Annotated in this window: 23 protein-coding genes; 5 read left to right on the top strand and 18 right to left on the bottom strand. The window is 69.1% G+C overall.

Translation table 11 applies throughout. The features are described 5' to 3' along the window. Position 1 precedes the first annotated feature (1 nt). The 5 genes from gorA to rpiA form a co-directional block, all read right to left on the bottom strand. Entirely contained in the window at positions 2-1,351 is a 1,350-nt protein-coding gene (gene gorA, locus FHY05_RS18090; protein ID WP_183945840.1) for a glutathione-disulfide reductase, read from the bottom strand. Between the two features lie 267 nt (positions 1,352-1,618). After that, on the bottom strand, positions 1,619-2,002 hold the full coding sequence (locus FHY05_RS18085) for a response regulator (protein WP_183945839.1): 384 nt from the start codon (positions 2,000-2,002) through the stop codon (positions 1,619-1,621). Between the two features lie 520 nt (positions 2,003-2,522). Beyond that, positions 2,523-3,632: a transaldolase gene (gene tal / locus FHY05_RS18080; protein ID WP_183945838.1), complete on the bottom strand. Its 1,110-nt coding sequence runs from the start codon at positions 3,630-3,632 to the stop codon at positions 2,523-2,525. A gap of 297 nt (positions 3,633-3,929) precedes the next feature. Beyond that, complete coding sequence (tkt, locus tag FHY05_RS18075) at positions 3,930-6,011, bottom strand: transketolase (protein ID WP_183945837.1); 2,082 nt, start codon at positions 6,009-6,011, stop codon at positions 3,930-3,932. A gap of 139 nt (positions 6,012-6,150) precedes the next feature. Beyond that, entirely contained in the window at positions 6,151-6,822 is a 672-nt protein-coding gene (gene rpiA, locus FHY05_RS18070) for a ribose-5-phosphate isomerase RpiA (protein ID WP_183945836.1), read from the bottom strand. A gap of 232 nt (positions 6,823-7,054) precedes the next feature. Between rpiA and FHY05_RS18065 the strand changes: the two genes are divergently transcribed. Together FHY05_RS18065 and FHY05_RS18060 are read left to right on the top strand one after the other, a co-directional pair. After that, positions 7,055-8,623: an anti-phage dCTP deaminase gene (locus tag FHY05_RS18065; RefSeq protein WP_183945835.1), complete on the top strand. Its 1,569-nt coding sequence runs from the start codon at positions 7,055-7,057 to the stop codon at positions 8,621-8,623. Between the two features lie 17 nt (positions 8,624-8,640). Next, a complete protein-coding gene (locus tag FHY05_RS18060) occupies positions 8,641-8,823 on the top strand; it encodes a hypothetical protein (protein WP_183945834.1) in 183 nt (60 codons plus the stop codon). Positions 8,824-8,926: 103 nt separating this feature from the next. Here FHY05_RS18060 and FHY05_RS18055 read toward each other — a convergent pair whose 3' ends face one another. Together FHY05_RS18055 and FHY05_RS18050 are read right to left on the bottom strand one after the other, a co-directional pair. Then, positions 8,927-9,346, bottom strand: coding sequence for a hypothetical protein (locus FHY05_RS18055; protein ID WP_183945833.1), 420 nt, complete (start codon positions 9,344-9,346; stop codon positions 8,927-8,929). Positions 9,347-9,391: 45 nt separating this feature from the next. Continuing rightward, positions 9,392-10,345, bottom strand: coding sequence for an energy transducer TonB (locus tag FHY05_RS18050; protein ID WP_183945832.1), 954 nt, complete (start codon positions 10,343-10,345; stop codon positions 9,392-9,394). Between the two features lie 122 nt (positions 10,346-10,467). Here FHY05_RS18050 and uvrA point away from each other — a divergent pair, with 122 nt between their 5' ends. Next, positions 10,468-13,389, top strand: coding sequence for an excinuclease ABC subunit UvrA (gene uvrA, locus FHY05_RS18045; protein ID WP_183945831.1), 2,922 nt, complete (start codon positions 10,468-10,470; stop codon positions 13,387-13,389). A 559-nt stretch (positions 13,390-13,948) separates the two neighbouring features. On the opposite strand, the gene FHY05_RS18040 is transcribed toward uvrA, so the two are convergent. The 3 genes from FHY05_RS18040 to FHY05_RS18030 form a co-directional block, all read right to left on the bottom strand. Further along, complete coding sequence (locus FHY05_RS18040) at positions 13,949-14,431, bottom strand: hypothetical protein (RefSeq protein ID WP_183945830.1); 483 nt, start codon at positions 14,429-14,431, stop codon at positions 13,949-13,951. 64 nt (positions 14,432-14,495) lie between these two features. Continuing rightward, the gene (locus FHY05_RS18035; protein ID WP_183945829.1) at positions 14,496-14,795 is read right to left on the bottom strand and encodes a BrnA antitoxin family protein; all 300 of its coding nucleotides are present in this window, start codon (positions 14,793-14,795) and stop codon (positions 14,496-14,498) included. After that, positions 14,755-15,027 carry a BrnT family toxin gene (locus FHY05_RS18030; protein ID WP_183945828.1) on the bottom strand — a complete coding sequence of 91 codons (273 nt, stop codon included), beginning with the start codon at positions 15,025-15,027 and terminating at the stop codon, positions 14,755-14,757. Before FHY05_RS18030 ends, FHY05_RS18035 begins: the two co-directional genes overlap by 41 nt. A gap of 136 nt (positions 15,028-15,163) precedes the next feature. Here FHY05_RS18030 and FHY05_RS22835 point away from each other — a divergent pair, with 136 nt between their 5' ends. Continuing rightward, entirely contained in the window at positions 15,164-17,077 is a 1,914-nt protein-coding gene (locus FHY05_RS22835; protein WP_311732517.1) for a DUF3597 domain-containing protein, read from the top strand. A 230-nt stretch (positions 17,078-17,307) separates the two neighbouring features. Here the strand turns inward: FHY05_RS22835 and FHY05_RS18020 are convergent, their stop codons facing one another. Genes FHY05_RS18020 through FHY05_RS17990 form a run of 7 tightly spaced genes read right to left on the bottom strand, consistent with a single transcriptional unit; the run spans position 17,308 to position 21,775 of the window. Then, entirely contained in the window at positions 17,308-17,922 is a 615-nt protein-coding gene (locus tag FHY05_RS18020; RefSeq protein WP_183945827.1) for an SURF1 family cytochrome oxidase biogenesis protein, read from the bottom strand. Further along, positions 17,919-18,293: a DUF983 domain-containing protein gene (locus FHY05_RS18015; protein ID WP_183945826.1), complete on the bottom strand. Its 375-nt coding sequence runs from the start codon at positions 18,291-18,293 to the stop codon at positions 17,919-17,921. The genes FHY05_RS18020 and FHY05_RS18015 overlap by 4 nt, the downstream gene beginning before the upstream one ends. A gap of 5 nt (positions 18,294-18,298) precedes the next feature. Further along, the gene (locus tag FHY05_RS18010) at positions 18,299-19,210 is read right to left on the bottom strand and encodes a cytochrome c oxidase subunit 3 (RefSeq protein ID WP_183945825.1); all 912 of its coding nucleotides are present in this window, start codon (positions 19,208-19,210) and stop codon (positions 18,299-18,301) included. A gap of 35 nt (positions 19,211-19,245) precedes the next feature. Beyond that, on the bottom strand, positions 19,246-19,800 hold the full coding sequence (locus tag FHY05_RS18005) for a cytochrome c oxidase assembly protein (protein ID WP_183945824.1): 555 nt from the start codon (positions 19,798-19,800) through the stop codon (positions 19,246-19,248). Positions 19,801-19,802: 2 nt separating this feature from the next. Next, positions 19,803-19,940 (bottom strand): hypothetical protein, encoded by a 138-nt coding sequence (locus tag FHY05_RS18000; protein WP_183945823.1) that lies wholly within the window; start codon positions 19,938-19,940, stop codon positions 19,803-19,805. After that, on the bottom strand, positions 19,937-20,836 hold the full coding sequence (locus FHY05_RS17995) for a heme o synthase (protein ID WP_183945822.1): 900 nt from the start codon (positions 20,834-20,836) through the stop codon (positions 19,937-19,939). Before FHY05_RS17995 ends, FHY05_RS18000 begins: the two co-directional genes overlap by 4 nt. Positions 20,837-20,848: 12 nt before the next feature. Next, positions 20,849-21,775 (bottom strand): LysR family transcriptional regulator, encoded by a 927-nt coding sequence (locus FHY05_RS17990; protein ID WP_183945821.1) that lies wholly within the window; start codon positions 21,773-21,775, stop codon positions 20,849-20,851. Positions 21,776-21,867: 92 nt separating this feature from the next. On the opposite strand from FHY05_RS17990, the gene FHY05_RS17985 reads away from it, so the two are divergent. Beyond that, positions 21,868-22,815 carry an NAD-dependent epimerase/dehydratase family protein gene (locus FHY05_RS17985; protein WP_183945820.1) on the top strand — a complete coding sequence of 316 codons (948 nt, stop codon included), beginning with the start codon at positions 21,868-21,870 and terminating at the stop codon, positions 22,813-22,815. 8 nt (positions 22,816-22,823) lie between these two features. Here FHY05_RS17985 and FHY05_RS17980 read toward each other — a convergent pair whose 3' ends face one another. Next, on the bottom strand, positions 22,824-23,489 hold the full coding sequence (locus FHY05_RS17980) for a GntR family transcriptional regulator (protein ID WP_183945819.1): 666 nt from the start codon (positions 23,487-23,489) through the stop codon (positions 22,824-22,826). Between the last annotated feature and the right edge of the window lie 141 nt (positions 23,490-23,630).

Raw genomic sequence — 23,630 nt, 5'->3', positions numbered from 1 at the left:
CTCACCGCAGCAGCACCAGCTCCTCCGCCATGGTCGGGTGGAGCGCCACGGTGGCGTCGAACTGCGCCTTGGTCAGCCCCGCCTTCACCGCCACCGCGGCGGCCTGGATGATCTCGGGCACGTCGGGCCCGATCATGTGGATGCCGACGACGCGGTCGGTCTCGCCGTCGCACACCATCTTGTAGAGCGCGCGCTCGTCGCGCCCCGCCAGCACGTTCTTCATCGGCCGGAAGTCCGAGGAATAGACCTTCACCGAGCCGAGCTGCTGGCGCGCCTGGCTCTCGGTCAGCCCCACGCCCGCGATCGGGGGATGGCTGAACACCGCCGAGGGCACGCAGTCGTAGTCGACGCGCGTGTCCTTGCCGCCGTACAGCCGGTCGGCGAAGGCCTGGCCCTCGCGGATCGCGATCGGGGTGAGCTGGATGCGGTTGGTCACGTCGCCGACCGCGAAGATCGAGGGGCAGGTCGAGCGGTTGTCGTCGTCGACCTTCACCGCGCCCTGCTCGTCGAGCTCGACCCCGGCGCTCTCCAGCCCCAGCCCGGCGGTGTTGGGGCGGCGCCCGGTGGCGAACATCACGAGGTCGACGATCGCCGGCTCGTGCCCGCTCATGCTGACCTTGAGGCAGCCGTCGTCCATCTTCTCGATGCCCTCGAAGGTGGCGTCGAAGCGGAACTCCAGCCCCTTCATCATGCTGATCTGGAGCAGCCGGTCGCGGATCTGCAGGTCGTAGCCGCGCAGGATCTCCTTGGTGCGGTTCATCAGGATGACGTGCGCGCCGAGCTGGTGGAAGATTCCCGCGAACTCGTTGGCGATATAGCCCGCGCCCGCGATCAGCACGCGCTTGGGCACGTTATCGAGGTGGAACGCCTCGTTCGAGGTGATGCCGTGCTCGTGGCCGGGGCAGGACGGCACCGCGGGGTGCGCGCCGACCGCGATCAGGATGGTCTTCGCGCTGCGGGTCGTGCCGTCGCCGAGCGTCACCTCGTTGGGGCCGGAGACGGTGGCGCGCTGGTGGATGATCTCGGCGCCCGCGTTCTCCAGCGTGTGGGTATAGGCGCCGTTGATTCGATCGACCTCGCGCAGCACGTTGTCGCGCAGCCGCTGCCAGTCGAACGCGCAGTCGCTCGGCACGTCCCAGCCGAAGTGGCGCGCGTCGCGCAGGTCCTCGGCGAAATGCGCGCCGTAGACGAGCAGCTTCTTGGGGACGCAGCCGCGGATCACGCAGGTGCCGCCGACGCGATATTCCTCCGCCACCGCGACCCTGGCGCCGTGCGCGGCGGCGACTCGCGCCGCGCGCGTCCCGCCCGAACCGGCGCCGATGACGAAGAGGTCGTAATCGTAGTCGGGCATGGGTCGGCGGCTCCGTGGACGCGGGAAGACGGACGCGCGCGCCGTGGCGTCGATGCGGCGCGCTGCGGTCCCGGCGCTGCTAGACGCCGGGCCCACCAAGCTCAACCGTGCTCCTGCGGACGCAGGAGCCTAGGGTGACGGAGCGAGATGCTCGCGGCTGTGGGCCCGTGCGTGCGCAGGCGCCCATCAGCGATCCCATAACCTTCTGCCGAGCAGGGATGCCCCGTCAGATGGGGCCGCGCGCACGCTCAGGGAAGGGGTGCGCGCTCAGCACGCTCCCGAGGTGAGCAGGTCGCTCAGCTCGCGCTGCAGCCGCGCCATGGTGAAGGGCTTGCCGATGAAGCGGTCGGCGGCGCGGGTCTCGAGATGGTCGTCGCCGACGAAGCCCGACATCACGATCGTGCGCGCGCCCGGCAGCAGCGCGAGCACGCGACGCACCAGCCCGAAGCCGTCGATCGTGCCCGGCATGCGCACGTCGGTGAGCAGCACGTCGAAATGCACGCCCTCGCTGATCATGTCATAGGCCTCGTCGCCCGAGGCGGCGGTGTGAACGCTGTAGCCGGTGCTCTGGAGCTGCTCGCAGACGGTGCTCCGCACCAGCGGCTCGTCATCCACCACCAGGATCACTGGCGCACGCTGGTCGTCAATCATCCCGTGCGAAGCCCCGTGCGACACCGTTCATCGTATAAAGTCATCCACTCGACGATGTCTTGCCGCTGGCTCGACGCGTGTCAAGGCGGGACAGGAGCGCCGCCGCTCCGAACTTGACGCAACGGTAATTTACAAGCGCGGGTGTGGCGCGGAGTCCGCAGTTCTGCCGGAAGGGCGCGTGTTGGGCTGCTGGCGCGGCAATTGGCGGCAAGGGCCGAGGGCTCGGACGAGCGCGGGCAACGCGATCGTGGTGATTCGGCTGAGGGGGGAAGGCGTCGCAGCCCCGAGTTCGTCATCCCTGCGCGGGCAGGGATCCAGACGCGCGGAGCTGTGGATGGAGTCGCGTCGCCAGCGTGTCTGGATCCCCGTCTCCGCAAGGATGACGGGAATGGGCGAGGATGGCGTGGAAAAGCACCGAGGCGCGAGCGGCGACTTAGCACTCGTCTTCGGGACGCCGCTGCCGGGGGAGCAGCGCCGGCCGCGATCGTCGCCGCCGCTCCCCTGCCCGCTCACCGCGGCGTCACGCCGCGGCGGGCTGCTTCGACTTGATCACCGCGAGCAGGTCGTCGAACGACTTGGAGAAGCTCGCCACGCCCTCGTCGACCAGCTCCTTGGTCACGCCGTCGAGGTCGAGCCCGAGCCGCGCCTGCTCGGCGATCACGTGGCGCGCGTCGTCGACGTCCTGCTGGAGCGTCTGCGCCACGGTGCCGCGCTCGCGGAAGGCGTCCATCGTCTTGGGCGGCATGGTGTTGACCGTGTCGGGCCCGATCAGCTGGTCGACGTAGAGCGTGTCGGGATAGTCCGGGTTCTTGGTGCCGGTCGAGGCCCAGAGCAGCCGCTGCGGGCGCGCGCCCTTGGCGGCGAGCGTCTGCCAGCGGTCGGAGGCGACGAACTCCTCGTACCAGGCATAGGCCAGCTTGGCGTTGGCGATGGCGACCTTGCCCTTGAGCGCCTTCGCCTCCTCACCGCCGACGCCGGCGTCGATCTTGTCGTCGATCTTGCTGTCGATGCGGCTGACGAAGAAGCTGGCGACGCTGGCGATCTTGTCGATCGACAGGCCCTTGCCGACGCGCTCCTCGAGCCCCTCGACATAGGCGTAGGCGACCTTCTTATAGGCCTCGACGCCGAACAGCAGGGTGACGTTGACGTTGATGCCCTTGGCGATCGTGTCGCGGATCGCGCGGACGCCGTCGTCGGTGCCGGGGATCTTGATCATCAGGTTGGGGCGATCGACCGCCTGCCACAGCCGCTCGGCCTCCTCGGCGGTCTCGGGGCCCTTGAGCGCGAGATAGGGCGAGACCTCGAGGCTGACGTAGCCGTCGGCCGCGTCCAGCCGCTGGTAGACCGGCAGCAGCGTGTCGCACGCCGCCTGGATGTCCTTGATCGCCTGCGCCTCGTAGCGCGCCATCGGCTCGGCGCCGGGGTTGGCGCGGTCGAACTCGGAGAAGCCGGCGTCATAGGCGTCGCCCGCGCCCATCGCCTTCTCGAAGATCGTCGGGTTGGAGGTGACGCCGGTCAGCCCGTCGTTATCGACCAGCTTCTGCAGCCCGCCCTGCTCGAGGAACTTGCGGTCGACGAAGTCGAGCCACACCGCGGTGCCCGCCTTGCTGAGGTCCTGTAGCTTGCTCACTCGCCTTCCTCCATCTCGTCGCGCGTCCCGCCGATATAGGGGCGACGGGGGCGCCAAATAAGCCTGTGCGGGCGGGCGGGGCGGCGGCAGTGGAGTGATCGCCGGCCCATCCCCCTCACTCCGTCATCCAATTCTCACGTCATCCCCCACTCCCGTCATCCCTGCGGAAGCAGGGATCCAGACGCGCGAACCGCACGGCTCCATCGCCGACGTCGGCGCGTCTGGATCCCCGCCTGCGGGGGGATGACGGGAGTGGGCGGTCGCCGGCACGACGGCCACCCGCGCCCCGGCCGCAGATTACCGCCCCATCGCCTCCTTGGCGACCTTGACGACATTCTCCACGGTGAAGCCGAACTTGTCCTGCAGCTTCGCCATCGGGGCCGAGGCGCCGAAGGTCGACATCGTGATCTGCCGCCCCTCGAAGCCGACATAGCGGTCCCAGCCGAGCGAGCCCGCCATCTCGATCGCGACGCGGGCTTTCACCGCCTTGGGCAGCACGCTCTCCTTGTAGGCGGCGTCCTGGCGCTCGTAGCGGAACCAGCTCGGCATCGAGACGACGCGGGCCTTCACGCCCTCGCCGACGAGCTGCTCATAGGCCGCCACCGCGAGCCCCACTTCCGAGCCGGTCGCGATCAGGATGACGTCGGGCACGCCGCCCTCGGCCGCGTCGGCCAGCACATAGGCGCCCTGCTCCACGCCGTCCGCGCTCGCGTACTTGGAGCGGTCGAGCGTCGGCAGCGCCTGGCGCGACAGCACCAGCGCGGTCGGGTGGTCGGCCGACTTCATCACCGCGCGCCACGCCGCCGCGACCTCGTTGGCGTCGCCCGGGCGGATCGTGTCGAGGCCCGGGATCGCGCGCATCGTCGCGAGATGCTCGATCGGCTGGTGGGTCGGCCCGTCCTCGCCGACGCCGATCGAATCGTGCGTGAAGACGTAGACCGCGCCGATCTCCATGATCGCCGCCAGCCGCACCGGCGCGCGCATGTAATCGAGGAACACCAGGAAGGTGGAGCCGTAGGCGCGCAGGTGCGACAGCGCCATGCCGTTGACCACCGCGCCCATCGCATGCTCGCGCACGCCGAAGTGGAAGTTCGTCCCGCCGTAGTTGTTCGCCTCGAACGAGGGCGCGCCCTTGACGTCGGTCTTGGTCGAGGGCGCGAGGTCGGCCGAGCCGCCGACCAGCCACGGCACCTTCTTGACGATCGCGTTGAGCACCTTGCCCCCGGCGTCGCGGCTCGCCACGCCCTTGGCGTCGGCGTCGAAGGTCGGGATCTCGCTGTCCCAGCTGTCGGGCAGCTCGTCCTTGAGCAGCAGGTCGAGCTCGCCCGCCTGCTCGGGGAACGCGGCGCGATAGCGGTCGAACAGCGCGACCCACTCGTCGCGCGCCGTGGCCCCGCGCGACGCCACCGCCGCGCCGAACGCCTCCTTCACGCCCTCGGGGACGTAGAAGTCCTTGTCGACCGGCCAGCCATAGGCCTCCTTGGTCTTCGCGACGTTCTCCGCGCCGAGCGGCTCGCCGTGCGCCTTCTCGGTGCCGGCGCGCGGGCTGCCCCAGCCGATCACCGAGTGGACGACGATGAAGGTCGGCCGGTCGTCGGTCTTCCTGAACGTCTCGATCGCCGCGGTCAGCGCGCCCACGTCATTGGCGTCGTCGACGTGGATCACGTTCCAGCCATAGGCCTGGAAGCGCGCGCCGACGTCCTCGTCGAACGCCAGATCGGTGCCGCCCTCGATCGAGATATGGTTGCTGTCGTAGATCCAGCACAGGTTGCTGAGCTTGAGGTGCCCGGCGAGGCTCGCCGCCTCGGCCGCGACGCCCTCCATCATGTCGCCGTCGCCGCACAGCGCGTAGACGTCGTGCGAGAACAGGTCGTAGCCCGGCCGGTTGTAGCGCGCCGCGAGCCAGCGCTCGGCGATCGCCATGCCGACCGAGTTGCCGCAGCCCGCGCCGAGCGGGCCGGTGGTGGTCTCCACGCCCGTGGTGTGGCGATACTCGGGGTGGCCCGGCGTCTTGGAGTTGAGCTGGCGGAACTGCTCGATGTCGGTCAGGCTGATCGCGGGCTGGCCGGTCTTGTTGCCGTCCGCGTCGATCTCCTCGACCCCGGCGAGATACAGCAGGGAGTAGAGCAGCATCGAGGCGTGGCCGACCGACAGCACGAAGCGGTCGCGGTTGGGCCAGTCGGCGTGGCGCGGGTCGTAGCGGAGGAACTTGGTCCACAGCGTCCAGCCGACGGGCGCGAGCGCCATCGGCGTGCCGGGGTGGCCCGAGTTGGCCTTCTGCACCGCGTCCATCGACAGGGTGCGGATCGTGTCGATCTGGAGCCGCTCGGGGCTGCCGTCCTCGTGGACGTCCGCGTTGATGGTAGCGGTATCAGTCATGTCAGCCCCTCGCTTCGTGTCGTCGCAACAGGTTAGGTCACACCGTGAGAAGAACGGCGCGCGCCGGGCACGTCACCGCCCCGGACCTCGCGCGATCGAACGCACCGGCGCACCGCCGGTTGCCCGATTCACCGCATCCTTAACGCCTCGTCGCCGCGCGTTCCAGTCGCGTAACGACGCCGCCCTGCGCCACATAGGCCGCGTCGACCTCGTCGAGGAATAGCCCGTGCCCCATCACGCCGGGGATGGCGTCGAGCGCGCGGGCGAGCTCGCGCGGCTCGGGGAAGGCGGCGAAGCGCGCGTCGAGGATGAGGTTGCCGTTGTCGGTGAGCGAGTCGCGCGGGGTGACGGCGGCGCCCAGCGCGGCGAGCCGCGCGGCGACGAAGGCGCGCGCGAAGGGGATCACCTCGACCGGCAGCTTGGCGGCGCCGATCGCGGCGACCTGCTTGGAGGAGTCCGCGATCACCACCATCCGCGCCGAGGCGGCGGCGACGATCTTCTCGCGCAGCAGCGCGCCGCCCGCACCCTTGATGGCGTAGAAATGCGCGTCGAGTTCGTCGGCGCCGTCGACGGTGAGGTCGACGTGGGCGACATCGGCGAAGTCGTCGACCGCGATGCCCGCGGCGCGCGCGCGCTCGGCGCTGGCGAGGCTGGTGGCGACGGCGCGGATCGCGAGCCCGTCACGGACGCGCGCGGCGAGCGCGTCGATGAAGTACGCGACGGTGGAGCCGGTACCGAGGCCGACGCGGAGGCCGGGGGTGACCTCGGCGACGGCGGCTTCGGCGGCGAGGCGTTTGTCGTTGGGTGGCATATCGACTCTCTAATTTACTACTCGTGGTTCAAGCACGAACATGCACCAAGAAGCCACTAACGTCCGGTTGCAGCGCTCAGCTAATTTGGTCGGACTCGAGGCGCCTGAGCTCTCCCCATGATCGTTTGCCCCAGTATGAACCTGAACACTGTGCTTAGTTCCAGAAACACGCGATTATAAGACATGGTCGCAGGATGTCAGGCGACGGTTTCAGCGGATAAGGGGGACGAAATTGGAGGACATTAAGAAGCCCGAACTTATATTTGCCCTTGCCGGTCCAATTGGAACGGATCTGCATTTACTTGCACAAACGCTGGAAGAGTCACTATCCGCCTTTAAGTACGAAAGCGTAGTTATAAGGGCTAGCAAATTGATAGAAGTGGCTTGCAAAGAGGAACTCGCCAAGAAGATAGCAGATGCTAAACAAGATGAAAGAATCAAGCTTCTTATGGCAGCAGGGGACCATATACGACAACAAACTAATAAGGGTGACGGAATAGTCCCGCTTATCATAACTAACATTCGAGCCGATCGCAAGGACAGACTTGAGCGCATTGGTATCACCGAGCCAGACGTTCCAGCATACAATACTTGCTACATAATCGACTCACTTAAACATCCTCACGAGGTTGAGACACTTCGGAGATTATACGGCAATAACTTTGTGTTAATATCTGGATTCGCTTCTCGTGGCGAGAGACGGTCTAGGCTCGGTAACGTGATTGCGAAATCGTACGCCAAAACCAATGAAGACGAGTTTTCGGAATCCGTAAAAAGCCTGATAGAAATTGATGCCAAAAGGGACGGTGATAAGATTGGGCAAAATCTAAGAGACACATTCCCATTAGCGGACCTATTTATCCGTGTGTCTGGTAATTTTAAAATTGCGTTAGACAGATTCTTAGATTTATACTTTAATAGCCCATACATAACGCCTACTCGGGACGAGTTCTTTATGTATGAAGCAAAAGCTAAGTCGTACAGATCGGCAGACCTATCAAGGCAAATTGGTGCAGTCATTGTGGATAGTGATAGTCATCTAGTAGCATCCGGATGTAATGAAGTGCCGATCGCCAGGGGCGGATGTTATTGGCCTGACATGGATGAGGCGTTAGACAATCGTGATTATAAAACAGAAAAAGATTTTAACGCCGTAAAGAAGGTGGAGATTATACAAGAACTAATAGATCTTCTTGATAGAGAGAAGATAGTGAAGTTACCAGATGGCAAGTCATCAGAAGATATCGTTGATGAGTTGATATTTGGAAAATTTAAAAGCTCATTTAAAAACATAAGAGCTTCAAATCTTATTGAGTTTGGTCGGGTTGTCCACGCAGAGATGAATGCGATTACCGAATCAGCTAGGCGTGGGATCAAAATCGGTAACGGTCAAATCTTTTCTACTACATTTCCTTGCCATATGTGTGCTCGGCATATCATCGCCTCTGGCATAATTAGAGTGGTTTACGTTGAGCCGTATCCAAAGAGCATGACGGAGGAGTTATACGGCGATATCGTCTCCGTTGATGCCACCCCATCAGCAACAGATAGCGGAAGCGATAAAGAGGCTCCTAAACACGTTGTTTCTTTTGAGCCGTTCGAGGGCGTTGCTCCTAGTTTCTACCGAGAGCTATTTCAGGCACCCGTTCGAAAAGACAACAAGGGTTATACCGTATCTTGGAATAAAGCCGGTTCGGTTCCAAAAATTGCAAGAGTTACAAAGGTTCATCTAGAACTGGAACAAGCCTTTGTGAAAGCGGTTGGACAGATCTCCGATGTCGGTTTAGAGGATGTTGAGTGACTGGAGGAGGGCAGGCCATGGCGATCACGAAAGACCGCATTCGGGCGCAAGTTGAGCAGGATAGCGCAGCCTATGACGCTTTGCCAGAGGCTCTCAAAGAGCTTCTTCTAAAAGAGATGGATGTCGTTAGAAATTCGTACATAATACCCGAGCGTCGTGCAGTCATACAGTACACAGCTTCCCCCGCTCAGGCTGCTTGACGAATCACAATATAGTCGACGCGAAGCATAAGGCCCCTTCGATGTTCCTCGAAGGGGCCTTTTTTATTGAGCCTTTGATGTTCTTATTTTTGCTGGTACGTTGTCACTGTCTCGTACCAAGTTTACCGAAGAACGCCGTCGCCACCCGCGTCACCGCGTCCCCGATCTCCTGCTCGCGCGTGCGCTGGCCACCGCCGGCGCCCGCCTCCCCTGCGCCCGCACCCGGCGCCTCCGCCGCGCCGCCCGCCGGCGCCGCGTTCCTCGCGGCCTTCTCCGCCGCCTTGGCCGCGACCGCGCTCGCGGCGACGCCCGCCACCGCGGTCAGCGCGCTCGCGATCGCCTGCTGGCCCGCGGGCGACTGGGCGCGCTCGATCCACGCCTCGCCCTGGCGGCGCAGCTCCTTGGGCAGCTTCACGCCGAACAGCTCCTTGGGCAGCTTCGCCGACCGGCCCGCGCTCTTGCCCGCGTCCTTGCCGGCGCCCGCGCCCGAACCCTTGCCGTCCGCACCCTTCTTCTTGCCCATGCGCACCTCCTGTGTACCACAGAGGTAAGACACGCGCGCGGGCGATCAACCCTCGCCGCGCGCGGCCTCGCGACGCTGGCGCACATAGGCGCGATAGGCGGGATCGTCCTGCCACGCGCCGGGCAGCTCCCACTTGATCACCTGGGTGGTGTGGCTCGTCATCGGCCGGCCGTCGCGCCCCGTCGCGGGGGTGAAGCGCGCGCGCAGCCGCGCCGCGTCGCAGCCGGCCTTGTCGAGCGCCTCGCTGCCGCTCGGGATCACGGTGCGGCACTCGCTGACGCGCCCGTCGGTGTCGATCGTCCACAATTGCGCCGAGGTGCCGAGCTCGCCGCGCGCCACCGCCGCCTTGGCGTAATCCTCGGGGCCGATGAAGCGCGCCGGGTTGCCGCGCAACTGCGCCTCGGTCGCCACCGCCTCGCGCTCGCCCGGCGCGATGCCCCAGGTCTTCGCGATATCGTCGTTGCAGCGCGCCAGCGCGGCGAGCGCGCGCGCGGTGCCGACCAGCGACACCGCCAGCGCGGGCTCGCTCGAGGGGGTGAGCGTCAGCACCGCGCGCTCGGGCAGGTCGGCGAACAGCGCGGGGCTGGTCCAGCCGCGCAGCGTGCGGCGCTTGTCGCCGGTGCCGTTGAACGCCTCGTAGCTGGTCTCGTCGCCGCGCCCCTCCACCGCGATCGTGAGCACGCCGCGGCGCAGCCCGCGCTGGCCGAGGCGGCGCTGCACGCTCAGCTCGACGCGGTCGCTGAACGGCAGCGAGCGCCACGCCACGATCACGGGCGAGTCCGAGGGACCGAAGGCGCGCGCCATCGCGCAGCCGCGCTCGCCGTAGTTGACCACCCATTTGCCCTGCGGCGCGAGCGGGGCGGGGTCGGGCGGCGCCGCGGCGGCGAGCGCGGGCGCGCTCCCCAGCAGCGCCGCGCCGGCCAGCGCGCGCGCCGCCGTCGCCCCGCGCCGCTCCGCTCGCCCGCGCGCCCGCCCGCTCCGCCGCTCAGCCTGCCGCATCGCTTGCTCCCGTGCCGGCGCGTGCCCGTGTGCGCCTTGTCGCCCGCAGCCTAGCGTCCCACATCGCGCGGGCAAGCGCCCCGCGCTGGACCTGCCCGAACAAATCTGGAACAGACGAACGCATGCCCCTTACCACCCTCTCCGTCCGCGGCGCACGCGAGCACAATCTCAAGGACGTGTCGGTCGACATCCCGCGCGACACGCTCACCGTGATCACGGGGCTGTCGGGCTCGGGCAAGTCGAGCCTGGCGTTCGACACGATCTACGCCGAGGGCCAGCGCCGCTACGTCGAGTCGCTCTCGGCCTATGCGCGCCAGTTCCTCGAGCTGATGCAGAAGCCCGACGTCGATCATATCGAGGGCCTCTCCCCCGCGATCTCGATCGAGCAGAAGACGACGAGCCGCAACCCGCGCTCGACCGTCGCCACCGTCACCGAGATCTACGATTACATGCGCCTGCTGTGGGCGCGCGTCGGCGTGCCCTACTCGCCCGTCACCGGGCTGCCGATCGCGGCGCAGACGGTCAGCCAGATGGTCGACCGCGTCATGGCGCTGCCCGAGGGCACGCGGCTGTACCTGCTCGCGCCGGTCGTGCGCGGGCGCAAGGGCGAGTATCGCAAGGAGCTGGCCGAGTGGCAGAAGGCGGGCTTCACCCGCGTCCGCATCGACGGCGAGGTGCACGAGATCGACGAGGCGCCCGCGCTCGACAAGAAGTACAAGCACGACATCGAGGTGGTGGTCGATCGCCTGGTGGTGCGCGAGGACGTCGCGACGCGCCTCGCCGACAGTTTCGAGACCGCGCTGAAGCTCGCCGACGGGCTCGCCTATGTCGACCCGGCCGACCCCGTCGAGCCGCGCACGCCCGAGAGCGTCGTGCTGGGCGACCACGCGCCGCCGGGGCGGATCGTCTTCTCCGAGAAGTTCGCCTGCCCGGTCAGCGGCTTCACCATCGCCGAGATCGAGCCGCGGCTGTTCTCGTTCAACGCGCCGCAGGGCGCCTGCCCGGCGTGCGACGGGCTCGGCGAGAAACTGGTGTTCGACGAGGACCTGATCGTCCCCAACCACGAGCTCAGCATCAAGAAGGGCGCGGTGGTGCCCTGGGCCAAGAGCAACCCGCCCTCCCCTTATTACATGCAGGTGATGGCGAGCCTGGCGCGCGAGCTCGGCTTCTCGCTCGACACACCCTGGGGCGAGCTCCACCCCGAGGTGGCGGACAAGATCCTCTACGGCACGGAAGGGCAGCCGGTGACGCTGACCTTCATCGACGGCAAGAAGAGCTACGACGTCAAGAAGCCGTTCGAGGGCGTGATCGGCAACCTCAACCGCCGCATGCTCTCCACCGAGAGCGCGTGGATCAAGGAGGAGCTCGCCAAGTACCAGTCGTCGCAGGCGTGCGAGACCTGCCACGGCGCGCGGCTCAAGCCCGAGGCGCTCGCGGTCAAGATCGCGAACGAGGACATCAGCCACGCCACCCGGCTGAGCGTGGTCGACGCGCTCGCCTTCTTCACCGATCTGCCGAACCATCTCGGCGACCAGCAGCGCGCCATCGCCGAGCGGATCCTCAAGGAGATCATCGAGCGGCTCGGCTTCCTCAACAACGTCGGGCTCGACTATCTCAACCTCGACCGCACCTCGGGCACGCTGTCGGGCGGCGAGAGCCAGCGCATCCGCCTCGCCTCGCAGATCGGCAGCGGGCTGTCGGGCGTGCTGTACGTGCTCGACGAGCCCTCGATCGGGCTGCACCAGCGCGACAACGACATGCTGCTCGCCACGCTGCGGCGGCTGCGCGACCTCGGCAACACCGTGCTGGTGGTCGAGCATGACGAGGACGCGATCCGCACCGCCGACTATGTCATCGACATGGGGCCGGGCGCGGGCGTGCGCGGCGGCCAGGTGGTGGCGCAGGGCACGCTGCCCGAGCTGCTGGCGAGCGAGGGATCGGTCACCGCCGACTATCTCAACGGCGTGCGCGCGGTGCCGGTGCCGGCCAAGCGCCGCAAGGGCTCGGGCAAGAAGCTGACGGTGCACAACGCGCGCGCCAACAACCTCACCGGCGTCACCGCCTCGATCCCGCTCGGCACCTTCACCTGCGTGACGGGCGTGTCGGGCTCGGGCAAGTCGAGCTTCACCATCGACACGCTGTTCGCGGGGGCGGCGCGCCAGCTCAACGGCGCGCGCGTGCTCGCAGGCAAGCACGACAAGATCACCGGGCTGCAGCATCTCGACAAGGTGATCGACATCGACCAGTCGCCGATCGGCCGCACCCCGCGCTCGAACCCCGCGACCTACACGGGCGCCTTCACCCAGATCCGCGACTGGTTCGCCGGGCTGCCGGAGTCACTGGCGCGCGGCTACAAGCCGGGGCGGTTCAGCTTCAACGTCAAGGGCGGGCGCTGCGAGGCGTGCCAGGGCGACGGCGTGCTCAAGATCGAGATGCACTTCCTCCCCGACGTCTACGTCACCTGCGACGTGTGCCACGGCGCGCGCTACAACCGCGAGACGCTGGAGGTGAAGTTCAAGGGCCACTCGATCGCCGACGTGCTCGACATGACCGTGGAGGACGCCGCGGGCTTCTTCGCCAACGTGCCGCCTATCCGCGACAAGATGGCGATGCTGGTCGAGGTCGGGCTGGGCTACGTCAAGGTCGGCCAGCAGGCGACGACGCTCTCGGGCGGCGAGGCGCAGCGGGTGAAGCTGGCCAAGGAACTGTCGCGCCGCGCGACGGGGAACACGCTGTACATCCTCGACGAGCCGACGACCGGGCTGCACTTCGAGGACGTGCGCAAGTTGCTCGAGGTGCTCCACGCGCTGGTGGAGCAGGGCAACACCGTGGTGGTGATCGAGCACAACCTCGACGTGATCAAGACCGCCGACTGGATCATCGACCTGGGGCCCGAGGGCGGCGTCAAGGGCGGCGAGATCGTCGCGGTCGGCACGCCCGAGGAGGTGGTGAAGGAGAAGCGGAGCTATACCGGGCGGTATCTCAAGCCGCTGCTGGGGAAGCGCGGGACGGGCGTGAAGGCGGTGGCTGAGGCGGCGGAGTAGCGCCGCACCGCGCCAAACTGCTGCGCGCGCTGAGGCTGCTCGCATGGCTGGAAAGCGTGTCGATCACGAGACTGGAGAGGGTCATAGCGTCGCAGACCTCGATGTCCGACACCGCCCCGACCCGCAGGGTCGCGTGATCGGCCACGACGATGTCGTCTCCCTTCTTACCGTGCGACGACAGGCGATCGGCCAGCGCGCGTGAGCCGCCGTTCGCCAAGCGAACCGATCGGGGTCGACCCTCTAGAGCAACGCGCGAAGGCAGCACGGTGAGCGCGCTTCCGCGCATCGTCGCCGTCTAATATGATGGCGCGAAGCTACCGATCGTCCCTGACGCCGCGTCGTCGACGAGGCGCCCACCTATGACGCGCGGTTCCGCACCAAGGTCGAGAAGGCACCGGCCGCTACCGAGCCGGGCAGCCCGCATGAAGAAGTCATGGCGCTGGTCCGGGCGATCGTCGATCGGCGTAGCGGAAGATCTAGCTCTGCGCGACCGGCCAGACCACGCCACCGCAGGCGACGGCACGCTCGACGGGGACCACGCCGTGGCGCGTCGCCGCGGTCACGGTCGCCCCGGCGACGGTACATACTGTTTCCACGCCGTCAGCGGCGCCTCCGGGGCGGGCCAGAGCGTCAGCCGATAGTGGTCGTCACCCTCCAATCCATCCTCGCTCAGCGTGTCGAGCCCGCCCAGGCAGACCCGGACACGATAGCTGCCTGGCGCAACCGAGATCCGGTCAATCGGCTCCTCCTGCCAAGCTTCCAGCTCCAGTTCGCCCGACGGCAGTGTTAAGCTGACGTCGACCACATGATCCCACTCGGTCAGATTGGGATCGGCGGGCGCCGCGTCGCGCAGGTCGAGTACGACCGGCACGGTCATGTTACGGACCGGCATGATGACGAGCGCGTGTGGAGCGACCTTGACGTGCCGCGCGCATTCCTCGTCGGTGAAGACGCCGAGATCGTCGGGATGATAGCGCCCGTCCCAAAGATAGAATTGAAAATAGTCGGCAAAGATCTCGTAGCATCTCAGCTCTCCCACCATCAGCCCCGCGCACGCACTATTCTGCCGAACGACGGGTCGGCCGAGCGGACGCTGCAGTTCGACATCACAGCCCCGCCGCCTTCCGCAACGCGTCGTTGATCCGCCCCTGCCACCCCGGCCCGTCGGCGCGGAAGCGCTCGACCACGTCGGGGTCGAGCCGCAGCGTCACCTGCTGCTTGGCGCGCGCGCGCTGCGGCGGGCGGCCGCGCACCACGCCGTTCGGACCGAGATAGCCCGTCGCGGGGCGGATGACCTTGCCGCCGATCGAGAACTCGGCGATCTCGAACAGCTCGTCCGTCCACTCCGGCGCGTCATCCGCAGGATCAAGCGAGCTTGCCGCGGTATCGTGCTTGTTCTCGCTCATTGGCCTTCCTCATCGACAGGACACGACGGCCGCTCTCGGCCTCGGTCCAGATCACCACGACCATTCGGTCATCCAGCAGCCCGATCGTCGACCACCGCACCTCCGGATAATCGAAGCGGTCGTCTTCGAACTCGAATTTCGGCGCATCGAACACCCTGGCGGCGTCGGCGAAATCGAGCCCGCGTTCCCTCAGCGTGGCGGCGCGCTTCTCCGGATCGAAGCTGATCTCCATCCCTACATTATGTAGCTACACAATCCGCGACAAGCCCCCTGCGCGTCTTTCGACGACCCGATGCGGCGCCCCCTGTCCTACACTGTCCAACACCGCGCACCCTCGCCGCCTTCCCCAGCCGCAGCGAGCCGCGCCCATGACCGTCATGACCCCGATGGAAGGCATCACCGACCCCGCCCGCCGGGCCGACACGCCTCCCGCCCCCGCCACCGATCCGCACACCGATCCGCTCGTCACCCCGCTCACGTCATCGCGCCGCGCTGACGGCTGGTCCGCCGAGCGCCAGCGCGCCTTCCTCGAGGCGATCGCCGAGGGTGACAGCGTCGAGCGCGCCGCCGCGCGCGTCGGGCTCTCCGCCACCTCGGCCTTCGCCTTCCGCCGCTCGGCCAAGGGCAGCGCCTTCGCGCTCGGCTGGCGCGCCGCCACCCTGATCGCGCGCGAGGCCGTCGCCGAGACGCTGATGGTGCGCGCGCTCGAGGGCCAGACCGAGACCCACGTCCGCGCCGACGGCAGCACCGTCACGCGTCACCGCCACGACAACCGGCTCGCGCTCGGGCTCCTCCACCGGCTCGACCGTCAGGTCGAGTCCGCCCCCGCGGCGGACGCGCAGGCGGCGCGGCTGGTCGCGCAGGAGTTCGACGCCTTTCTCGACTGCGTCGCGGCCGAGGGCAGCGCCGCGCGCGCCGGGCTGTTCCTGGCGCGGCGCAGCGGCGCGCTGCGCGATCTGCTCGGCGGCGCCGCACCCGCCGACCCCGCCGCACCCGACGGGGCCGCGGCGGGCGGCGACGCGACCGGCGGCGGCGCGGCCGCCGCCTCACCCGATCCCGCCGCCGCCGACGCGCTCGCGCGCGAGCTCGCGCCGATCCTCGCGCTCGCCGCGGCGGACCGGTTCCAGCGCGTCGCCGCCGCGCGCGCCGAGGAGGTCGACGTCGCCGACCTCGACGCCGCGGCGCGCCACCAGTGGAGCGCGGCGCAATGGGCGCGCGCCGAGGCGGCGGGGCTGGTGGTGCTCGCCCCGCCCCCGGCCGCTCCGATCGCCGACGCGAGCGCGCCGGAGGCTCAACATTCGCAACATTCGGCCGTGTGGTGGGACACCGACGCGCGCGACTGGCGCACGCACTTCCCGCCGCCTTACGGCTTCCACGGCGCCGAGCAGGGCCTGCCCGGCGAGCGCGGCTATGCGCGCGCGCTCACTCCCGCGGAGGCGCGCGTGATGGGTCCGGGGCCGGACCGCCTCGACGACGACGAGTGGGACTCGCTGATCGAGGCGCGCGACGAATGGTTCACCGCCGCCGCGGCGCGCGCGCGCGTGCCCGCGCCGCCGACCGCACGCAGCACCCATGCCGAGCAGGCGGCGGGCGCGTGGGACGCGCGCCGCGGCGAGACACCGCTCGGCCCGGCCAGCATCGAGCTGATGCGTCGCCTGCGCGTCGCCACGCGCACGCCGCAGACGCCGCTCGAGCAGAGCGCCTGGGCGCTGTGGGGCGAGGCGGACAATTGGGACGACACCGCCGCGCTGGTGATCGAGTGCACGGGTGAACCTTCGCGCCGACGTGACGTTGCCGAGGACGATTCGGATCTGATGGGAGACAGCGACATGAGCATCTTCGGCGCGATCAAGACGGCGATCTTCGGCGACAAAGGCCCGCTCGGCGGCCAGTTCGGCGGCCACCGCGACGCCCCCGCCGACGCCGCGCCGCCCGCCGCCCCGGCGACCCCCGCGACCCCGGCTGCGAGCGGCGCGCCCGCGGCCCCAGCCGCGCCCGCCGCGCCCGCTACGCCCGCGGCGCCGGTCGACGTCGAGCAGGTGCTCACCGCCACCGCGCAGGCGAAGGGCAACCCCGACCTCCACTGGCGCACCTCGATCGTCGACCTGATGAAGCTGCTCGACATCGACTCGAGCCTGTCCAACCGCAAGGAGCTCGCCACCGAGCTCGGCTATAGCGGCCCGCTCGACGGCTCGGCCGAGATGAACATCTGGCTCCACCGCGCGGTGATGCGCGCGCTCGAGCAGAACGGCGGCATCGTCCCCGCCGCGCTGCGCGGCTGAGGGTTGGGCTCCGCTCCTGCCGAGGAGGAGGGACGTGCCGCGTCGGCGCGGCGGGGACGGTCGTGGCGCGCGCCGGCTGGCCCCGCAGCGAGGCGACGGGCGGCGAACGTCACTCCCGCGACGACCGCGGGCTGGAAGAAGGGCGGTCCGCCGCCGCTGCGCTTGCCGGGAAGTCCGCGTCACCGCCGCGCCGCGCCCGGCGGCCCGCCGCTCACCACGTCGGCCGGATCTCAGCGGTCCGGCCGCCCCTCGCCGCGCCGCCGCAGCGCGACGACGTAGACCACGAGCGCGACGCCGGCGAACAGGAACCATTGCACGGCATAGGCGAGGTGGTTGTTGGGCACGCTCGCCGGGTCCGGCGGCGCGTTCGCCGCCAGCCCCGGCGCGGGCCGGTCGCTCACCAGCATCAGCTCGCGCGCGCGCGGCGCCATCACCGTCGCGATCAGCGGGCGCGCGTCGGGTGCGTGCGCGATCCAGCCGCTGACGCTCCCGCCGCGCCACGTCGGCGACGCTTTGACGTCGCGCGTCGTGCCGATCTGGACGCGCAGCCCCGGCCCCTCCGCCCCGGTGCGGCAGACCGCGATGACGCGGAACCCCGCCGCGCCCGCCCCCGCGCGCTCGAACGCGACGGGCTCGAGGCAGAAGGCGCTCGCACGGCGGAACAACAGCGTCTCGTCGGGGAAGCGCGGGAAGGCGACCGCCGGCTTGCTCGGGTTGGCGGCGAGCTGCGCCAGCAGCGCCTCCTTCTGCGGCCTGCGCTCGAGCAGCTGCCACAGCCCCAGCGCCACCATCGCCGCCGCGGCGAGCGCGACCAGCAGCGTGGGCACGACCGGCACGCGCCTCATTCCGCCACCCGCCCCTCGCGCGCGGCGTTGCGATACTCGGCCGCGATCAGCCAGCCCTTCGCCAGCCGCAGCGAGGCGATCACGCCCGCGAGCGTCAGCGGCACCCAGAGCAGGGCATGGACCCACCAGGGTGGCGCCAGCGAGAGCTCGAGCGCGATCGCCAGCGCGACCACGATCGTGCCCCAGATCAGGGTGAGGAAAGCGGCCGGGCCGTCACCGACGTTGAAGTCGGCGAGGCGAAGCCCGCAAACGCCGCACCGCTCGGCGAAGCGCAACAGCCCGGCGAACAACGTCGGCGCGCCGCAGCGCGGGCACAATCCCCTCAGCCCGACGTCGAGCGGTCGCGGCGCGATCCGCTCGTCGCCCGACATGCGCCTCAGCCCGCGTGGACCGGCGCGCCCCAGCCACCCCAGACGTAGATGGTGACGAACAGGAACAGCCACACCACGTCGACGAAATGCCAGTACCAGGCCGCCGCCTCGAAGCCGAAGTGCTGCCGCGGCGTGAAGGCGCCGTTGTACGCGCGGATCAGGTTGACGATCAGGAAGATCGTGCCGACCAGCACGTGGAAGCCGTGGAAGCCGGTCGCCATGAAGAAGGCGGCGCCGTAGTTGATGCCCTTGAACGGGAAGGGCGCGTGCATGTACTCATAGGCCTGAATGCTGCTGAACAGCACGCCCAGCGCCACCGTCACCCACAGTCCCTTGAGCACGCCGTCGCGGTCGCCCACGCCCAGCAGACCCCAGAAGCCGCGCTTCTCGCCGCCGCGCTGGTCATGGATCAGCGCGTGATGCGCCCAGGTGATGGTGGTGCCCGAGCACAGCAGGATCAGCGTGTTGAGCAGCGGGAAGGCGAAGGGATCGATGACCTCCAGCCCCTTGGGGGGCCATTGCGCCGCGATCGCCGCCGCTCCCTCGGTGGCGCGCTCGACCTGGCCGTCGACGAAGGACATCGCGGTCGGGAACAGGGAGAAGTCGAAGAAGGCCCAGAACCAGCCGACGAAGAACATCACCTCGGAGGCGATGAACAGGATCATGCCGTAGCGGAAATGGAGCTGCACCACCGGCGTGTGGTCGCCGGCATGCGCCTCGCGGATCACCTGGTGCCACCAGCCGTACATGCAGAACAGCACCGCGGCGAGGCCGATCAGGAAGACCCAGCCGCCCGCGGCCGCCTGGTGCATGTACATGATGCCACCGGTCGCCAGCACCAGCGCCGCCATCGAGCTGAGCAGCGGCCACGGGCTGGGCGGCAGGATGTGGTACTCGTGGTTCTTGGCACCCGCCATGCGCGGCTCTCCCCGTTACGCTTATCGGCTCTCGTCTAGCCGGCTCGTCCGGCGGAATCCACCGGGTAAAATGTGTAGGAGAGCGTGATCGTCTGCACGTCCCTGGTGTCCGGATCGGTGAGGATCGCGGGATCGACGTAGAAGATCACCGGCATGCGCTGCGACTCGCCCGCCTTGAGCGTCTGCTGCGTGAAGCAGAAGCACTGGATCTTGGTGAAATACTTGCCCGCGATCGCGGGGGTGACGTTGTAGGTCGCGGTGCCCGTGGTCTCCTGCGCGGCGCGGCTGGTGGCGGCGAAGAAGGCCATGTCGCGCGCGCCGATCTCCACCACCTCCTGCTCGCGCTCGGGCTGGAAGCGCCACGGCAGCTTGGGGCTGGTGTTGGCGTCGAAGGCGATCGTGATCGAGCGGTGCACCCCGCCGGGCGCGCGCTCGGCGCGGCCGGTGGTGCCGTTGAGCCCGGTCGCCTGGCAGAACAATCGATAGAGCGGCACGCTGGCGAAGGCGAGCCCGGTCATGAAGCAGATGCCCAGCACCGCCAGCAGCGCGGTGCGGCCGGTGCGCGTGAGCCCCAGGAACGACCGCGGCATGCTCAATGCCCCATGCCCTGGTGGATCTTGGCGATGGTGATGAAGAAGATCAGCACCACGAAGGCGGCGAGCAGCAGCGCCACGACGATCGCGCGCGCCTTCTGCCGCTTCTGGACGAGTTCCTGTTCCTCCGGCGTCATGCCACCCACCGATCCACCACGAGCGCTCCGAACACGACGAACAGGTACAGGATCGAGAAGCCGAACAGCTGCTTCTCGTGGCGCATCGGCTTCGCCGCGCTGGTCCGCCCGGCGGCGACCAGCGCGGCGAGCAGCGCGAACACCGCGGTCATCGCGGTCGCCACCACGCCGTAGACGGGCCCGGCCAGCCCGAGCGGCCAGGGCGCCAGCGCCACCAGCGCCATCGGGATGGTGTAGAGCCCGATCTGGCGTCGCGTGACGCGCTCGCCCGCCACCACGGGCAGCATCGGCACGCCCGCGTTGGCGTAATCGGTCTTCACGAACAGCGCGAGCGCCCAGAAGTGCGGCGGGGTCCACAGGAAGACGAGCGCGAACAGCAGCAGCGGCAGCAGCGCCACCTCGCCGGTCGCCGCGGCCCAGCCGATCAGCGGCGGGAAGGCGCCCGCGGCGCCGCCGATCACGATGTTCTGCGGCGTGCGACGCTTCAGCCAGACGGTGTAGATCAGCACGTAGAACAGGATCGAGACGGTCAGGATCGCCGCGGCGGCGAGGTTCACCGCCAGCCCCATCAGGATCACCGAGAAGGCGCCGAGCCCGACGCCGAAGTGCAGCGCCGACTGGCGCTCCATCCGCCCCGCCGGCAGCGGGCGCGCCGCGGTGCGCTTCATCACCGCGTCAAGATCGGCCTCATACCATTGGTTGAGCGCCCCCGCCGCGCCCGCGCCGAGCGCGATGCACAGGATCGCGGTGAAGCCCAGCACCGGATCGACCGCGACCGGCGCCGCGAGCATGCCGCACAGGCCGGTGAACACGACGAGCGTCATCACGCGCGGCTTGGTCAGCGCGAGGAAGTCGCGCCAGTCGGCCGGGGGCAGGAGGGGAGCGGCGGTGGTCATCGCCCGCCGCTCCTACTCCGCTGGCGGGGCGAGGGAAAGGGCGCGCGCGTCGGCCGTGGCGACCCGCGACAGACCCTCCGCCAGCGCGTCGAACACGGCGCGGTAGCGCGCCCCGCCGCGCAGGTCCTCGTGCATCACGATCCATAACGGCAGCGCCATGTCGAGCGCGGCGGGTAACACGCGTGTGAGCGCGGGGTCGCGCCGCGCCACCGCGGTCTGGCAGATGCCGATGCCGAACCCCGCCGCGATCGCCGCCACGTGCGCTGCGTCGCTGTCGGTGCGTAGCGCGAAGGCCGCGCGATCGAGCCCGGGCAGCCAGCGCGCCGCGGCGCGGGTGAACGCGGTCTCGGCGTCGGGGCCGATGAGATCATGGTCGCGCAGGTCCGCGGCGGTCGCGGGGGTACCGCAGCGCGCGAGATAGTCGCGGTGCGCGTGGAAGCCGATCCGCACCGCACCGACCCGGCGCGCCACCAGCGCCTGCTGCGCCGGCTCGACCATCCGCACCGCCACGTCCGCCTGACGCTGGAGCAGGTCGTCGACCGAGTCGCTCAGCGCGAGCTCGACCGTCAGCCGGGGATGCGCGCGGCGCAGTGCGGCGAGGATCGGCGGCAGGTGCCACACGCCCACCGCCTGGCTCGCGCTGACCCGCACCACGCCCTCGGGCGCGTCGGGTGATCCGGTGCCGGCGCGGCGCAGCGCGGTCGCCGCGGCGACCAGCGCCTCGGCGTGCGGGCGCAGCGCCAGCGCGCGGTCGGTCGGCGACAGGCCGCGCGGCGAGCGTACGAACAGCGCGCCCCCGACCGCCTGTTCCAGCGCAGCGACGTGGCGCGCGACGCTCGGCTGCGTCAGCCCCAGCGTGCGCGCCGCGGCCGACAGCGAGCGCTCGCGCAGCACCGCGGCGAAGCTGCGATAGACGTCCCAGCTCGGCTCCCCGTTCATCTATATGCGTATAGCAGATCGTCCATTATCGGCAATTTCCGATCATCCCGGGCGGCCCCATCCTCGGCCCGACACGAACGAGGAGGACGATCATGAGCGAGCGACAGGCCCTGATACTCGGCGCCACCGGCGGCATCGGCGGGGCGACCGCGCGACGGCTGCTCGACGGCGGATGGCGCGTCCGTGCGCTGGTGCGCGGCGAGCCGATGCGGCTCGATCCGCGCTGCGAGCTGGTGCGCGGCGACGCGCGCGACGCCGCCGCCGTGACGCGCGCCGCGGCGGGGACAGACGTGATCGTGCACGCGGTCAACCCGCCGGGCTATCGCGACTGGGCGGGGCAGGTGCTGCCGATGCTGGACAGCACGATCGCCGCGGCGCGCGTGACCGGCGCGCGCGTGGTGCTGCCCGGCACGGTCTACAATTACGGGCCCGACGCGCTCCCGCTAGTCGACGAGGACGCGCCGCAGCGGCCCGCCACGCGCAAGGGCGCGATCCGGGTCGAGCTCGAGCGGCGGCTGGAGACGCTGGCGGCGAGCGGCGCCGCGCCGGTGCTCATCGTGCGCGCGGGCGACTTCTTCGGGCCGGGCGCGGCGAACAACTGGTTCGCGCAGGGGCTGGTGACGCCGGGGGCGCGCCCGCGCGTGGTACGCCAGCCGGGGCACCGCGGTGTCGGGCACGCCTGGGCCTATCTGCCCGACGTCGCGGAGACGATCGCGCGGCTGCTCGACCGCGCCGACCTGCCCGCCCTCGCGCGCTACCATCTCGAGGGCCAGTGGGACGCGGACGGGCGGCAGATGGTCGAGGCGATCGTGCGCGTGCTCGGCGACCCGGCGGTGCCGATCCGGCGGCTGCCGTGGTGGCAGCTGCGGCTCGCCGCGCTGGTGGCGGAGACGCCCCGCGAGCTGATGGAGATGCGCTACCTCTGGCAGCGCCCGCTGCGACTCAGCAACGCGCGGCTGCTCGCGACACTGGGCGAGGAGCCGCGCACGCCGCTGCTGGACGCGGTGCGCGCGACGCTGGCGGACCTGGGCTGCGTGTGACGGAAGCGCTAGGCCGCGACCGCGCCGCCGGCGAACTGCGCGCGCAGGTCGGTGAGCGTGCCGGCGATATGGTCATGGAGCAGCCGCTCGTGCGCGGCGGCGTCGCGGGCCATCCAGCTGTCGATCAGCCCGCGATGCTCGACATGCGCGCGCGCGTCCCGCCCGGCAGGGGCGAGATGCGCCACGGTGTACCGCTCCGCCAGGATGCCGAGGCGCTCGACCAATCCGGTGGTCAGCCGCCGCCCGCCCGGGCGCACCAGCGCGATGTGGAAGACGCGGTTGCGCACCGCCACTTCGGCGAGGTTGCTCGAGGCCGCCTCGTCGAGCGCGTGGAACGCCGCCAGCGCCGCCTGTCGCCCCGGCTCGTCGGCGGCGAGCGAGGCGCTGGCCGACGCGGCGGGCTCGATCGAGAGGCGCAACGCGTAGATCTCGTCGGCCTGCGCCGCCGACATCGGCTGCACCGAATAGCCGCGATTGGCCTGGCTCGTCAGCAATCCCTCCTGCTCGAGCCGCGCCAGCGCCTCGCGCAGCGGGATCTTGCTGACGCCCAGCTCGCTGGCGAGCGCGTCCTGGCGGATCGGCATGTTGCCGCGCAGCTCACCGGTCACGATGCGCTCGCGCACGATCTCGAACACGCGGTCGGACAGGGTGCGGGCGATAATACTAACGGACATGATGATCCTCGAGAGCGCACGGGTGGTGCACGGCGCTATCATCTCAGATGCGTAGTTGACGATCAATCAACAAGGTCGCCCTGTTCGGGACCACGGCTTGTGTCGCCAGTTTGTATACGATAGAACTCGCGACGTGGAGCG

It is taken from the genome of Sphingomonas sp. BK580 (assembly GCF_014194975.1).
Taxonomy (GTDB): Bacteria; Pseudomonadota; Alphaproteobacteria; order Sphingomonadales; family Sphingomonadaceae; genus Sphingomonas.
This window is presented reverse-complemented; position numbering and strand designations above follow the sequence as displayed.